Origin of the sequence: Pseudarthrobacter sp. NPDC080039, from assembly GCF_040702335.1 — a bacterium.
In the GTDB taxonomy this organism is placed as follows: Bacteria; Actinomycetota; Actinomycetes; order Actinomycetales; family Micrococcaceae; genus Arthrobacter; species Arthrobacter enclensis_A.
Window position 1 is genome coordinate 149,869 of the sequence record NZ_JBFBKY010000003.1, and the last position, 13,590, is coordinate 163,458.

Annotated in this window: 23 protein-coding genes; 1 reads left to right on the plus strand and 22 read right to left on the minus strand. The window is 62.5% G+C overall.

The features are described from left to right. Positions 1–48: 48 nt before the first annotated feature. The 20 genes from rplO to rpsJ all read right to left on the minus strand — a co-directional run bounded on the left by rplO (position 49) and on the right by rpsJ (position 10,202). Positions 49–534 (minus strand): 50S ribosomal protein L15, encoded by a 486-nt coding sequence (gene rplO / locus AB0313_RS04610; protein ID WP_013601817.1) that lies wholly within the window; start codon positions 532–534, stop codon positions 49–51. After that, positions 535–741: a 50S ribosomal protein L30 gene (gene rpmD / locus AB0313_RS04615; protein ID WP_009358731.1), complete on the minus strand. Its 207-nt coding sequence runs from the start codon at positions 739–741 to the stop codon at positions 535–537. A 2-nt stretch (positions 742–743) separates the two neighbouring features. Then, complete coding sequence (gene rpsE, locus AB0313_RS04620; RefSeq protein ID WP_141942667.1) at positions 744–1,460, minus strand: 30S ribosomal protein S5; 717 nt, start codon at positions 1,458–1,460, stop codon at positions 744–746. Next, positions 1,457–1,840, minus strand: a complete 384-nt coding sequence (gene rplR / locus AB0313_RS04625; protein WP_141942669.1) for a 50S ribosomal protein L18 — start codon at positions 1,838–1,840, stop codon at positions 1,457–1,459. Before rplR ends, rpsE begins: the two co-directional genes overlap by 4 nt. A gap of 2 nt (positions 1,841–1,842) precedes the next feature. Then, positions 1,843–2,379, minus strand: a complete 537-nt coding sequence (gene rplF / locus AB0313_RS04630) for a 50S ribosomal protein L6 (RefSeq protein WP_141942671.1) — start codon at positions 2,377–2,379, stop codon at positions 1,843–1,845. Positions 2,380–2,397: 18 nt separating this feature from the next. After that, positions 2,398–2,796: a 30S ribosomal protein S8 gene (gene rpsH / locus AB0313_RS04635; protein ID WP_018769139.1), complete on the minus strand. Its 399-nt coding sequence runs from the start codon at positions 2,794–2,796 to the stop codon at positions 2,398–2,400. 82 nt (positions 2,797–2,878) lie between these two features. Beyond that, positions 2,879–3,460, minus strand: a complete 582-nt coding sequence (gene rplE / locus AB0313_RS04640) for a 50S ribosomal protein L5 (RefSeq protein ID WP_043454613.1) — start codon at positions 3,458–3,460, stop codon at positions 2,879–2,881. Next, complete coding sequence (rplX, locus tag AB0313_RS04645) at positions 3,460–3,822, minus strand: 50S ribosomal protein L24 (protein WP_043454610.1); 363 nt, start codon at positions 3,820–3,822, stop codon at positions 3,460–3,462. Before rplX ends, rplE begins: the two co-directional genes overlap by 1 nt. Before the next feature lie 3 nt (positions 3,823–3,825). Continuing rightward, a complete protein-coding gene (gene rplN / locus AB0313_RS04650) occupies positions 3,826–4,194 on the minus strand; it encodes a 50S ribosomal protein L14 (RefSeq protein ID WP_003803789.1) in 369 nt (122 codons plus the stop codon). A 655-nt stretch (positions 4,195–4,849) separates the two neighbouring features. Then, a complete protein-coding gene (rpsQ, locus tag AB0313_RS04655; RefSeq protein WP_043454607.1) occupies positions 4,850–5,155 on the minus strand; it encodes a 30S ribosomal protein S17 in 306 nt (101 codons plus the stop codon). Next, complete coding sequence (rpmC, locus tag AB0313_RS04660) at positions 5,152–5,481, minus strand: 50S ribosomal protein L29 (RefSeq protein WP_018769136.1); 330 nt, start codon at positions 5,479–5,481, stop codon at positions 5,152–5,154. The genes rpsQ and rpmC overlap by 4 nt, the downstream gene beginning before the upstream one ends. Before the next feature lie 2 nt (positions 5,482–5,483). Then, entirely contained in the window at positions 5,484–5,900 is a 417-nt protein-coding gene (gene rplP, locus AB0313_RS04665; protein WP_043454603.1) for a 50S ribosomal protein L16, read from the minus strand. Beyond that, complete coding sequence (gene rpsC, locus AB0313_RS04670) at positions 5,901–6,731, minus strand: 30S ribosomal protein S3 (RefSeq protein WP_366303927.1); 831 nt, start codon at positions 6,729–6,731, stop codon at positions 5,901–5,903. Beyond that, positions 6,732–7,097 (minus strand): 50S ribosomal protein L22, encoded by a 366-nt coding sequence (rplV, locus tag AB0313_RS04675; RefSeq protein ID WP_009358304.1) that lies wholly within the window; start codon positions 7,095–7,097, stop codon positions 6,732–6,734. Positions 7,098–7,135: 38 nt separating this feature from the next. Continuing rightward, positions 7,136–7,417, minus strand: coding sequence for a 30S ribosomal protein S19 (gene rpsS / locus AB0313_RS04680; protein WP_003803803.1), 282 nt, complete (start codon positions 7,415–7,417; stop codon positions 7,136–7,138). Positions 7,418–7,429: 12 nt separating this feature from the next. Next, positions 7,430–8,269: a 50S ribosomal protein L2 gene (rplB, locus tag AB0313_RS04685; RefSeq protein WP_026264302.1), complete on the minus strand. Its 840-nt coding sequence runs from the start codon at positions 8,267–8,269 to the stop codon at positions 7,430–7,432. Between the two features lie 29 nt (positions 8,270–8,298). Then, entirely contained in the window at positions 8,299–8,604 is a 306-nt protein-coding gene (rplW, locus tag AB0313_RS04690) for a 50S ribosomal protein L23 (RefSeq protein WP_011692807.1), read from the minus strand. Further along, positions 8,601–9,221 carry a 50S ribosomal protein L4 gene (rplD, locus tag AB0313_RS04695; RefSeq protein ID WP_366303930.1) on the minus strand — a complete coding sequence of 207 codons (621 nt, stop codon included), beginning with the start codon at positions 9,219–9,221 and terminating at the stop codon, positions 8,601–8,603. Before rplD ends, rplW begins: the two co-directional genes overlap by 4 nt. 4 nt (positions 9,222–9,225) lie before the next feature. Beyond that, entirely contained in the window at positions 9,226–9,876 is a 651-nt protein-coding gene (gene rplC, locus AB0313_RS04700; RefSeq protein WP_141942678.1) for a 50S ribosomal protein L3, read from the minus strand. A 17-nt stretch (positions 9,877–9,893) separates the two neighbouring features. After that, positions 9,894–10,202, minus strand: a complete 309-nt coding sequence (gene rpsJ, locus AB0313_RS04705) for a 30S ribosomal protein S10 (RefSeq protein ID WP_003803825.1) — start codon at positions 10,200–10,202, stop codon at positions 9,894–9,896. Positions 10,203–10,597: 395 nt separating this feature from the next. On the opposite strand from rpsJ, the gene AB0313_RS04710 reads away from it, so the two are divergent. After that, entirely contained in the window at positions 10,598–12,034 is a 1,437-nt protein-coding gene (locus AB0313_RS04710) for a GH1 family beta-glucosidase (RefSeq protein WP_366303932.1), read from the plus strand. A 6-nt stretch (positions 12,035–12,040) separates the two neighbouring features. Here the strand turns inward: AB0313_RS04710 and AB0313_RS04715 are convergent, their stop codons facing one another. Next, positions 12,041–13,291: an Nramp family divalent metal transporter gene (locus AB0313_RS04715; protein ID WP_366303934.1), complete on the minus strand. Its 1,251-nt coding sequence runs from the start codon at positions 13,289–13,291 to the stop codon at positions 12,041–12,043. 105 nt (positions 13,292–13,396) lie between these two features. Continuing rightward, positions 13,397–13,522, minus strand: a complete 126-nt coding sequence (locus AB0313_RS04720; RefSeq protein WP_256398176.1) for a hypothetical protein — start codon at positions 13,520–13,522, stop codon at positions 13,397–13,399. Between the last annotated feature and the right edge of the window lie 68 nt (positions 13,523–13,590).

A 13,590-nucleotide genomic window follows, 5' to 3' on the forward strand; every position in this document is an offset into this window, starting at 1 on the left:
GGGGCCGAAGCCCGCGGATACCGGGAGTTCAACAGCTGGCGCCGTCCTTTACAGGGCGGTGGTGCTTCCGCCTGCTGCAGCAATCTTTTCAGCGGCGCTGGCCGAGAATGCGTGGGCGGTGACGTCAACCTTGACGGTGATGTCGCCGGTGCCCAGCACCTTGACGGGCTGGTTCTTGCGAACGGCACCCTTTTCGACCAGGTTCTCCACGGTGACTGCGCCACCTTCCGGGAACAGCTCGTTGAGCTTGTCCAGGTTCACAACCTGGAACTCGACCCGGAACGGGTTCTTGAAGCCACGCAGCTTGGGCAGGCGCATGTGCAGCGGCAGCTGGCCGCCGGCAAAGCCAGCCTTCACCTGGTAGCGGGCAGCCGTACCCTTGGTACCACGGCCGGCGGTCTTACCCTTGGATGCCTCACCACGACCAACACGGGTCTTGGCGGTCTTGGCACCCGGAGCGGGACGCAGGTGGTGAACCTTCAGGGCGTTCTGCTTCTCAGCAGCCTGTGCCTTATCAGCAGTGTTCTCTGCCATTTACTTCGCCTCCTCTACCTTTACCAGGTGCGGAACCGTGTTGAGCATTCCAACGGTCACGGCGTCGGCGGTGCGGACAACCGTGTGTCCGATCCGCTTCAGGCCGAGGGACCGCAGGGTGTCGCGCTGGTTCTGCTTGCCGCCAATGGCGGACTTGATCTGAGTGATCTCCAACTGAGCGTCGGAGGGGACCAGGTTCTTAGCCATGACTAGACACCTGCCTTCGGGGCGAGGAGAGCCTTCACCAGTGCCTGGGGGGCAACCTCGTCCAGCGGCAGGCCGCGGCGTGCTGCCACGGATGCCGGCTCTTCGAGGCGCTTCAGGGCGTCAACGGTCGCGTGCACGATGTTGATGGCGTTGGAAGAGCCGAGCGACTTGGAGAGGATGTCGTGGATGCCCACGCACTCCAGTACTGCACGGACCGGACCACCGGCGATAACACCGGTACCGGCGGAAGCCGGACGCAGCATTACGACGCCGGCAGCGGCTTCACCCTGAACGCGGTGAGGGATGGTGTTGCCAACGCGGGGAACGCGGAAGAAGGACTTCTTGGCCTCTTCAACGCCCTTGGCGATAGCAGCGGGAACTTCCTTGGCCTTGCCGTAGCCCACGCCGACCATGCCGTTACCGTCACCAACGACGACCAGTGCGGTGAAGCTGAAGCGACGACCACCCTTGACCACCTTGGAAACGCGGTTGATGGTGACAACGCGCTCTACGAACTGGTTCTTCTCGGCTTCACGGCCACCGTCGCGGCCGCCACGGCCACCGCGGTCGCCGCGGCCCTGGCCGCGGTCGCCACGCTCGCCGCGACGGGCGCCACCACGGCGGTCCTCGGCAGCGGGGGCAGTGGTCTCAGCAGCTGCGGCCTCTGGGGCCTTCTGATCTGCAGACACAGTGTCCTTTTCCTTGTTTGCTTCGGTCACAGTGACAGCCCACCTTCGCGTGCACCGTCGGCGACGGCGGCGATCCGGCCGTGGTACTTGTTACCACCACGGTCGAACACGACAGCCTCGACGCCGGCAGCCTTGGCACGTTCGGCAACGAGCTCGCCAACGCGCTTGGCCTTGGCAGTCTTGTCACCTTCGAATGCACGGAGGTCGGCTTCCAGAGTGGACGCACTTGCTACGGTCTGGCCAATGGTGTCGTCGACAACCTGGACAAATACGTGGCGTGCGGAACGGTTGACCACCAGACGGGGGCGGGCAGCAGTACCGGAGATGCGCTTGCGGATACGAAGCTGGCGGCGGCTGCGACCAGCAGCCTTGCTCTTGTTCGTACGCTTCTTGTTAATGGAGATGGCCATGGTTACTTACCAGCCTTTCCGACCTTGCGGCGGATGACTTCGCCGGCGTAACGGATGCCCTTGCCCTTATAGGGGTCCGGCTTCCGCAGCTTACGAATGTTGGCAGCAACTTCGCCGACCTGCTGCTTATTGATACCTGAGACAGAGAGCTTGGTCGGTCCCTCTACTGCAAAGGTGATGCCGGCCGGAGCCGAAACGTTGACCGGGTGGCTGTAGCCAAGAGCGAACTCAAGGTCAGAACCCTTGGCCTGAACGCGGTAACCGGTACCGACGATTTCAAGCTTCTTCTCGTAGCCTGCGGTGACGCCCTGGATCATGTTGGCGATCAGGGTGCGGGTCAGGCCGTGGAGCGAACGCGAGGCGCGCTCGTCGTTCGGGCGGGTAACGGTCAGGGTGTTGTCTTCCAGGGCAACCTCGATAGGGCTGGCCACAGTGTGGGTCAGCTCGCCCTTGGAACCCTTGACGCTGACGACAGAGCCGTCAACCTTGACCTCAACGCCGGCAGGAACGGTGATGGGGAGACGTCCAATACGTGACATTATTCTCTTCCTTTCCCGTTACCAGACGTACGCGAGGACTTCGCCGCCCACGCCCTTCTTGCCGGCCTGCTTGTCAGTCAGGAGGCCGGAAGAGGTGGACAGGATTGCGATACCCAGGCCACCCAGGACGTGCGGCAGGTTGGTGGACTTCGCGTAAACGCGGAGACCCGGCTTGGAGATGCGGCGTACGCCGGCGATGGAACGCTCGCGGTTCGGACCGAACTTGAGTTCGAGGGTCAGCTTCTTGCCAACCTCAGCGTCCTCTTCCTTCCAGCCGGCGATGAAACCTTCGGCCTTGAGGATGTCGGCAACGCGTGCCTTGAGCTTGCTGTAAGGCATAGACACGGAGTCGTGGTATGCCGAGTTTGCGTTACGCAGGCGCGTAAGCATATCTGCGACAGGATCTGTCATTGTCATGTGGGCTCATGCCCTTCCTCGTAACGGTTTCCGCCGTCCCGTCCTTTGCGGAGCGGAGCGGCCGGACCTTTTACGTAGTTAATTAAGCTTCGGTTTTGAACGGGAAACCAAGCGCCTTGAGCAGCGCGCGGCCTTCGTCGTCGGTCTTGGCGGTGGTCACAACCGTGATGTCCATACCGCGGACGCGGTCGATCTTGTCCTGGTCGATTTCGTGGAACATAACCTGCTCGGTCAGACCGAAGGTGTAGTTGCCGTTGCCATCGAACTGCTTGCCGCTCAGGCCGCGGAAGTCGCGGATACGGGGCAGTGCCAGGGTGACCAGGCGATCCACAAATTCCCACATGCGGTCGCCACGCAGGGTTGCGTGTGCACCGATGGGCATGCCTTCGCGCAGCTTGAACTGTGCGATCGACTTGCGGGCCTTGGTAACCTGCGGCTTCTGGCCGGTGATCTGGGTGAGGTCGCGGACAGCGCCGTCGATCAGCTTGGAGTCCTTGGCGGCATCTCCAACACCCATGTTCACAACAACCTTGACCAGACGGGGAACCTGGTTCACGTTGGCGTACTTGAACTCATCCTGGAGCTGGCCCTTGATGGTTTCGGCGTACTTGGTCTTCAGACGGGGAACGATCTTCGTTGCCGGAGTCTCGATGGTCTCAGTCATTAGATGTCCTTCCCGGTGCTCTTGGACACGCGGATACGGACGGTCTTCTTGACGCCGTTCTTCTCCACGGTGTCGAGGCGGAAGCCCACGCGGGTCGGCTTCTTGGTCGACGGGTCAACCAGGGCCACGTTGGAAATGTGGATCGGGGCCTCTACGACCTCGATGCCGCCGGTCTTGGTGCCGCGCTGCGACTGTCCAACCCGGGTGTGCTTGGTGACGCGGTTGATGCCCTCAACCAGCACGCGGTTGGTGTCGGTGAAAACGCGCAGAACCTTGCCCTGCTTGCCGCGGTCGCCGCCGCGCTCAGCCTTGGCGCCAGTGATGACCTGAACCAGGTCACCCTTCTTGATCTTTGCAGCCATGGACTAGAGCACCTCCGGAGCCAGAGAAACGATCTTCATGAACTTCTTGTCACGCAGTTCACGACCAACCGGTCCGAAGATACGGGTACCGCGGGGGTCACCGTCGTTCTTCAGGATCACAGCTGCGTTCTCGTCAAACTTGATGTAGGAACCGTCCGCACGGCGGCGTTCCTTCTTGGTACGGACGATGACGGCCTTGACCACATCGCCCTTCTTTACGTTGCCGCCCGGGATTGCATCCTTGACGGTGGCGACAATGACGTCACCGATGCCTGCGTAGCGACGGCCGGATCCACCGAGAACGCGAATGGTAAGGATTTCCTTAGCACCCGTGTTGTCGGCGACCTTCAGTCGCGACTCCTGCTGAATCACTATTTACTCCTTGCGTCGCGCCGGTTCTCAGGCCGTGGTCTTGCTACGGAATGAGCCTTGCGGAACGGTTGATCGGGGTGTCTCTTGACCTGCCTGGATTTTGCCAGGCCAGGCCTAAACGCCCGTGCCAGAAGCAGTTGCTCCCATCCGGTCCGGGACGGATCCCGGGCGCACAGGGGCACTATGCTGTGGCACGCTTGTTTACGAGGTTGATGATGGCGCGCGAAAGGCGCCATACAAACTCAATATCCTAGCACGGTTTCGGCCAGTCCCCATATCACCACCGTCCCCCGCCCCGCAAGCACGCTCCCCTGCCCGCAAGACGGCGTCGGGATTGGACGGACGACGGCGGCAGCCAAGGCGGTCTTTCGCCCCGCCAGGGGTGCCGCTCCCCCACAATCCGGGCCACCCGCCGTCGACCGCTCCCAGGACGCGCCATCACCTCCTGCACGAAAACCACCAACGCCCCATCACCTGCCAGCTGACCCTTCCGGTAGGTGATGGGGCGTTCAAGAAAGCTGCGCCGAACCTGATGGGGCGTTCGTCTAAACGGGGCAGGAGGTGATGGGGCGTGGAGGAGGTGGGACGGACCGGTTAAACGAGGAAGCCCCCGCTCCCGTGAAGGGAGCAGGGGCCACAAGCTAAGCAGCAGGTGCTACTTGGCCTTCTCGAGGATTTCCACGAGCCGCCAGTTCTTCGTGGCGGACAGCGGACGGGTCTCGGCGATGACTACGAGGTCGCCGATGCCGGCGGTGTTCTCTTCGTCGTGTGCCTTGACCTTGGAGGTGCGGCGGATGACCTTGCCGTACAGTGCGTGCTTCACGCGGTCTTCAACCTCGACAACGATGGTCTTTTCCATCTTGTCGGAGACCACGTAACCGCGACGGGTCTTGCGGTAACCGCGCTGCCCAGCCTTGGCTTCGGTAGCAGTTTCGGTCACGTTCTGGTCCTTTTCACTCACTTGGCGTCCTCCTCGGTCTCAGCCTTTTCAGCCTTGTCGGCCTTCTTGGTTGAAGCCTTCTTGGACTTCTTCTCTTCCTTGGCTTCCACAACCGGTGCGGCAACCTCGGCACGAATGCCCAGCTCGCGTTCGCGGAGAACGGTGTAGATGCGTGCGATGTCCTTCTTTACCGCGCGCAGGCGACCGTGGTTCTCCAGCTGTCCGGTGGCGGACTGGAAACGCAGGTTGAACAGCTCTTCCTTGGCCTTGCGGAGTTCTTCAACGAGACGCTCGTTGTCGAAACCGTCCAGCTGTGCGGGAGCCAGATCCTTGGATCCTACTGCCATTTCTATTCACCACCCTCGCGACGCACGATGCGTGCCTTCAACGGCAGCTTGTGGATTGCCAGGCGCAGGGCCTCGCGAGCTACCTCTTCATTGACACCGGAGAGTTCGAAGAGAACCCGGCCCGGCTTGACGTTGGCGACCCACCATTCCGGTGAACCCTTACCGGAACCCATGCGGGTTTCGGCCGGCTTCTTGGTCAGCGGACGGTCCGGGTAGATGTTGATCCAGACCTTACCGCCACGCTTGATGTGGCGGGTCATGGCGATACGAGCGGACTCGATCTGACGGTTGGTGACGTATGCCGGGCTCAGTGCCTGGATGCCGTACTCACCGAAGGAGACCTGGGTGCCGCCCGTAGCAGCGCCGGAACGACCCGGGTGGTGCTGCTTACGGTGCTTTACTCGACGTGGGATAAGCATTTAAGCCTGTCCTCCTTCTGCAGCAGCAGGTGCTGCTTCAACTGCCGGTGCTTCGGCAGCAGGAGCTGCTTCAGCGACCGGACGGTCGTTGCGACGGCGGCGGTCACCGCGGTCAGCGCCACCCGGGCGGCCGGGACGCTCGCCACGTCCACCGCGGGACGGTGCGGCAGCAGCCTGTGCGGCCAGTTCCTTGGCGGTGACGTCACCCTTGTAGATCCAGACCTTCACACCGATGCGGCCGAAGGTGGTCTTGGCTTCGTAGAAGCCGTAGTCGATGTTCGCGCGGAGGGTGTGCAGGGGCACACGGCCTTCGCGGTAGAACTCCGAGCGGGACATTTCAGCGCCACCCAGGCGGCCCGAGCAGGCGATACGGATGCCCTTGGCACCTGCACGCTGTGCGGACTGCATGGCCTTCTTCATCGCACGGCGGAATGCCACGCGGGAAGTCAGCTGCTCTGCAACGCCCTGGGCAACAAGCTGGGCTTCCATCTCGGGGTTCTTGACCTCGAGGATGTTCAGCTGAACCTGCTTGCCGGTGAGCTTTTCGAGCTCGCCGCGGATGCGGTCTGCTTCTGCTCCACGGCGGCCGATGACGATGCCGGGACGTGCCGTGTGGATGTCCACGCGGACGCGGTCACGGGTGCGTTCGATCTCGACCTTGGCGATGCCGGCGCGCTCCATGCCCGTGGACATGAGCTGGCGGATGCGGATGTCTTCGCGAACGAAGTCCTTGTACCGCTGGCCGGCCTTGGTGCTGTCAGCGAACCAGTGCGATACGTGATCGGTGGTGATGCCGAGTCGGAACCCGTGCGGGTTTACTTTCTGTCCCACTTAGCGAGCCTCCTCTTTCTCCGGGGTAGCGACTACCACGGTGATGTGGCTGGTGCGCTTCTTGATCTGAAATGCACGACCCTGGGCACGCGGCTGGAACCGCTTCATGGTCGGGCCTTCATCAACAAACGCTTCGCTGATGATGAGGTCGCCTTCGTCAAACGCAACGCCATCACGGTCCGCGAGGACCCGGGCGTTGGAGATTGCCGACTGAACTACCTTGAATACCGGCTCCGAAGCTGCCTGCGGGGCAAACTTCAGAATTGCCAGAGCCTCATTCGCTTGCAATCCACGAACAAGGTTGACGACGCGCCGGGCCTTCATAGGCGTTACGCGGATGTGGCGCGCAATTGCCTTGGCTTCCATTGCTTTCCTTCTCTCGTCTTTGACGTAAACGCAGGCGCCTAGCGGCGCTTGCCCTTACGGTCGTCCTTGACATGGCCGCGGAATGTCCGCGTGGGAGCGAATTCGCCGAGCTTGTGCCCGACCATCGACTCAGTGACAAACACCGGAATGTGCTTGCGTCCGTCGTGTACGGCGATCGTGTGTCCGAGCATGTCGGGGATGATCATCGAACGGCGGGACCAGGTCTTGATGACGTTCTTGGTGCCCTTTTCGTTTTCCCTGGCTACCTTCACAAAGAGGTGCTGGTCAACGAAAGGACCTTTTTTCAGGCTGCGTGGCATGTGTCCAGGCTCCTATCGCTTGTTCTTGCCAGTACGACGGCGACGAACAATAAGCTTGTCGCTCTCTTTGTTGGGGCGGCGGGTGCGGCCTTCACGCTTACCGTTCGGGTTCACGGGGTTACGACCACCGGAAGTCTTACCTTCACCACCACCGTGCGGGTGGTCAACCGGGTTCATGGCGACACCACGGACGGTCGGGCGGACGCCCTTCCACCGCATACGGCCGGCCTTGCCCCAGTTGATGTTCGACTGCTCGGCGTTGCCCACCTCGCCGACGGTTGCGCGGCAGCGCACGTCAACGTTGCGGATTTCGCCGGAAGGCAGACGCAGCTGGGCGAAGCGGCCTTCCTTGGCAACAAGCTGGATCGATGCGCCGGCGGAGCGGCCCATCTTGGCGCCGCCACCGGGACGCAGTTCAACTGCGTGGATGACAGTACCCACCGGGATGTTGAGCAGCGGCAGGTTGTTACCGGGCTTGATGTCAGCACCGGCACCTGCTTCAACAACGTCCCCCTGGGAGAGCTTGTTGGGAGCGATGATGTAACGCTTGGTGCCATCAACGTAGTGCAGGAGGGCGATGCGAGCCGTGCGGTTCGGATCGTACTCGATTTCGGCAACGCGGGCGTTGACGCCGTCCTTGTCGTGACGACGGAAGTCGATCAGACGGTACTGGCGCTTGTGTCCACCACCCTTGTGACGGGTGGTGATCTTACCGGTGTTGTTACGGCCGCCCTTCTTGGGCAGCGGACGTACCAACGACTTTTCCGGCGTCGACCGCGTGATTTCGATAAAGTCCGCTACGCTCGAGCCACGACGGCCCGGGGTAGTCGGCTTGTACTTACGGATTCCCATAATTTATTTCCTCGTTAAAGTGGTCTCCGCTACGCGAGCGGACCGCCGAAGATGTCGATGGTGCCTTCTTTGAGGGTGACAATCGCACGCTTGGTGTTCTTGCGGGTCCCCCATCCGAATTTGGTGCGCTTGCGCTTACCGGCACGGTTGATGGTGTTGATCGATTCGACCTTGACGGAGAAGATCTTCTCCACGGCCAGCTTGATCTCGGTCTTGTTCGAACGGGGGTCCACCAGGAAGGTGTACTTGCCCTCGTCGATCAGGCCGTAGCTCTTTTCCGATACGACGGGTGCAAGCACGACGTCGCGGGGATCCTTGATGGTGGCTGCACTCACTTGGCATCCTCCTCGTTCTTTGCTGCCTTAGCGGCAACGAATGCGTCGTAGGCAGCCTTGGTGAAGACAACGTCATCAGAGACGAGAACGTCGTAGGTGTTCAGCTGGTCTGCGTACAGAACGTGAACGCCGGCGAGGTTGCGCACGGAGAGTGCAGCAACGTCGTTATCGCGCTCGATGACGACCAGCAGGTTCTTGCGGTCGGAGACACCGCGAAGCGTCGCCAGAGCGGTCTTGGAGGACGGCTCGTCGCCCGCAACCAGCTCGGAGACAACGTGGATACGACCGTTGCGGGCCCGGTCAGACAGTGCGCCGCGGAGTGCAGCAGCAATCATCTTCTTGGGGGTCCGCTGGCTGTAGTCACGCGGGGTGGGACCGTGGACAATGCCACCGCCGGTCATGTGCGGAGCGCGGACGGAACCCTGACGGGCGCGGCCGGTGCCCTTCTGCTTGAACGGCTTGCGTCCTGCACCGGAAACTTCAGCGCGGGTCTTGGTCTTGTGGGTTCCCTGGCGGGCAGCAGCGAGCTGGGCAACGACAACCTGGTGCAGCAGCGGCACGTTGGTCTGAACGTCGAAGATCTCTGCAGGCAGGTCAACCTGGACAGTGTTAGCCATTGAACTAGGCTCCCTTCACGGCGGTACGTACGAAGACGACCTGGCCGCGGGCACCGGGAACGGCACCCTTGATCAGGAGCAGCGACTTCTCGACGTCAACCGCGTGAACGGTGAGGTTCAGCGTGGTGTGACGAACGGCGCCCATGCGGCCGGCCATTCTCATGCCCTTGAAGACGCGGCTCGGGGTGGATGCGCCACCGATTGAACCGGGCTTACGGTGGTTCTTGTGGGCACCGTGGGAAGCACCAACGCCGTGGAAGCCGTGACGCTTCATAACACCGGCGAAGCCCTTACCCTTGGTGGTGCCGATGACGTCGATCTTCTGGCCGGCTTCGAAAAGCTCTACGGAGAGCTCCTGGCCCAGCTCGTACTCGGCAGCATCTGCGGTACGGAGTTCGACGACGTGGCGGCGAGGCGTGACGCCTGCCTTCTCAAAGTGACCAGCCAGCGGCTTGGTGACCTTGCGGGGATCGATCTGGCCGTAGCCGATCTGAACGGCGACGTAACCATCAACTTCTGCGTTGCGCAGCTGGGTGATGACGTTCGAGTCTGCCTGGACCACAGTGACGGGGATGAGCTTGTTGTTCTCGTCCCAGACCTGGGTCATGCCGAGCTTCGTGCCCAGCAGGCCCTTTACGTTACGGGTTGCGGTCATAGTTTCTCAGCACCTCCCTACAGCTTGATTTCGATGTTCACGTCAGCCGGCAGGTCGAGACGCATGAGCGAGTCAACAGCCTTCGGCGTGGGATCGATGATGTCGATAAGACGCTTGTGCGTGCGCATTTCAAAGTGCTCGCGGCTGTCCTTGTACTTGTGCGGAGAGCGGATTACGCAGTACACGTTCTTCTCCGTGGGCAGCGGCACGGGGCCAACTACCGTTGCGCCTGCGCGCGTGACCGTCTCAACGATCTTCCGTGCTGAAACGTCAATGACCTCGTGGTCGTATGACTTCAGCCGGATGCGGATTTTTTGTCCCGCCATGTCGCCTGACTCTCTTTCAGTCTGTGCTTCCCCGGTTTAGGGCTGCCCTGTTCACTTTCTCGTTGTATGGCTGCCGAAGCATTTGAGGTCGTAACCACCATCCGCCGCACAAGCTGAATCCGGATAAATCCGGGTTCCTCAACCTGCCGGCGCAACCGACCCCCGCGGTCGGGCGTGTCGCGCTGAACACGCATACAAATCCGCAAATCCATTGGGGTGGGTTATGTTTGGTCTTCAACTTGGACCCTGCACCCGGCATTATCCGGATCGGGACGCGAAGAAGCGCTTGAACAACTCATCTAGTATGCCGGAAAACCACAGCAGATGCGAATCGGCTCCAGCACCACCCTCCTGCGGCCATTGCCGTGGGCAGGAACGGGCTGGATGATAGGGGCATGACCCTGGAAGGCACTGAATCGGTGACGGAACTGGCCGGGCGCATGCCGCCGTCGTTCACCCTTGGCGTCGCTGCTGCGGCGTTCCAGATCGAAGGCGGAGTCAAAGCAGGGGGCCGCGGCCCCTCGGGATGGGATGCGTTCGCGGAGAAACCCGGCACGATCATGGACGGGCACTCCCCCGCCGTGGCCTGCGACCATTACAACAGGCTGCCGGAGGACGTAGCCCTGCTCAAGGAGCTGGGGGTCGATTCCTACCGGTTCTCCCTGTCGTGGCCACGGATCCAGCCGGACGGTCAGGGCGGCTTCAACACGGAAGGCCTGGACTTCTACGACCGCCTGATTGACCAGCTCCTTGACGCCGGCATCTCTCCCATGGCAACCCTCTACCACTGGGACACCCCCTTGCCGCTCGAGCACCGCGGCGGCTGGCTGAACCGTGATACGGCCAAACGGTTTGGCGAGTATGCCAGTGCGGCCGGGGAACGGTTCGGGGACCGCGTGGCCCAATGGGTCACCCTCAACGAACCCGTCTCGGTCACCCTGAACGGATATGCACTGGGCGTGCATGCCCCGGGCCGCCGGTTGATGTTCAATGCACTTCCCGCCGTCCACCACCAGCTCCTGGCACACGGGCTCGGAGTGCAGGCGCTGCGGGCAGCGGGCGTAGCCGGCGGCGTGGGCATCACCAACCTCCACTCCCCCGTCAGGCCCGCCAGCCGGAAAATCGGCGACCGGCTCGTTGCCCACCTCTACGACCTGCTGATGAACAGGGTCTATGCCGACCCCGTCCTGCTGGGCCGGTACCCCTCGTTGCCGCTTTACGCCAAGCCCTGGCTGCGCTCCATTGGAAAAATCTCCGATGCGGATCTCAAGACGATCCACCAGCCCCTGGACTTCTACGGACTCAACTACTACTTCCCCGTCAAGGTGGCCCTGGGACCGGGCATCACCCCGATGCCAGCCGACATGCACCAGGAACTCGCCAAGCTGCCCTTCCATCAGGTGGGCTACCCGGAGTTCGGCAGCACGGGGTTCGGCTGGCCTGTGGCACCGGAGCACCTGGGCATCGTGCTCCAGGAAATGCGGGACCGCTACGGGCAGGCCCTTCCCCCGGTGTACATCACCGAGGGCGGCGCGAGCTTCCCGGAACCAGACCGCGTTTCCGGGACGCTCGAAGATTCGGACCGCGTGGACTATCTCGCCACGCACCTTGGCGCAGCGCTTGAGGCCACTGCCCCCGGCGGCAACGCGGAAGGCGTGGACCTGCGCGGCTATTACGTGTGGACGCTCATGGACAACTTTGAGTGGGCCGCAGGCTATTCGCAGCGTTTCGGCCTGGTCCACGTGGACTTCGATTCGCTGCAGCGAACTCCGAAGAGGTCCTTCTACTGGTACCAGGCGCTGTCCCGCGCGCGCAGCAAGCGGCAGGGCTAGCCCCCGTCAGCCGCGGCCCATCAGCGTGAGGAAGATCAGGACGCAGTTCAGGCCCACGATCAGGGTGGCACTTGTCCAACCGGCAATCCGCAGCGGCTTGGAGTCGGCGTGTATCCCCATCACTTCCCGGCTGCCCGTGAGGCGGATCAGCGGAATGAGGGCGAACGGGATACCAAAACTCAGGAGAACCTGGCTGAGGACCAACGCCAGTGTGGGCTCGACGCCGGCACCCAGGACCACCAGCGCCGGAACCAGCGTGACGGTGCGGCGGACCATCAGCGGGATCCTCGTCTTCAGCAGGCCGCCCATGATGGTGGCCCCGGCGTAGCATCCCACCGACGTGGATGCCAGCCCTGAAGCCAGGAGACCTACAGCGAAGACGACGCCGATAACCGGCCCGAGTGCCGACGTGACAGCTGCGTGCGCACCGGCGATAGTATCGGTCCCCTCCACGCCCCGGAGGCTGGTGGCAGCCAACAGCAGCATCGCGACGTTCACGACGCCGGCAAGCACCAGGGCGCCTGCGACATCAACGCGCGTAGCGCGGATTAGTCGGGTCCTTACCCGGGGGTCGCTGGAAAATCCGTGCCGGTCACGCGCGAGGGCGGAGTGCAGGTAGATGGCGTGTGGCATGACGGTAGCTCCAAGCATGCTCGCTGCAAGCAAGACGGTGTCGGATCCCTCGAAGCGGGGGACGAGTCCGGCCAGGGCGCCGGCGACGTCCGGCGGAGCTACGAACAGGCCCGAGACGAAGCCCACGGCGATCACGCCCAGAAGGGTCAGGATAGCGAGCTCAAAAGACCTTTGGCTGCGGCGCGACTGCAGCGTCAGGAGCACCATGGAGGCCGCTCCAATCACGACGCCGCCAGCCAGCAGGGGCAGGCCGAACAGCAGGTTGAGCGCCACGGCCCCGCCGATGACCTCGGCCATGTCGGTGGCTCCGGCAACCACCTCGGCCTGCAGCCAGTAGGCGCGGCGGCGCTTGGTTCCCAGTCGCCTGCCCAGGATCTCCGGCAGGCTCATCCCGGTGGCAAGTCCCAACTTGGCGGACTGGTACTGGATCAGTACGGCCATAGCATTGGCGCCCACCAGGACCCACACCAGCAGGTATCCGAAGTTCGCTCCTGCGGTCAGGTTCGCCGCGACATTTCCCGGGTCCACGTAGGCGATAGCTGCCACGAACGCCGGCCCGAGCAGCAGGAGGCGTGACCAGGCCTTCTTGGTGGCGGGTTTCGCCGTCATGGTTGGAACAGCCATCAGGTGTCCTCGTCGTTGGGGGCGTTACTAAGACGAGGATACCGCGAATTTAGGTGTACCGAAAAGTAGGAATAAGGCACACCTGTACCGGGGCGCCGGCTGCAGCTACTGGTTCTTGTTTGCCCGGTTGATCCGCTTGGCACGGTCGATCTCGTGGCGGAAGTTTCGTCTGACCCAGAACACCCCGGCCACGACGGCAACCGCGATAATGAGGAATATCAGCCATCCCATAATGAGCTCCTTTCGGTGCTGCAACAGTATCAGGGCAAAAAGAAAGCCCCGCTGCTCGAAGCAGCGGG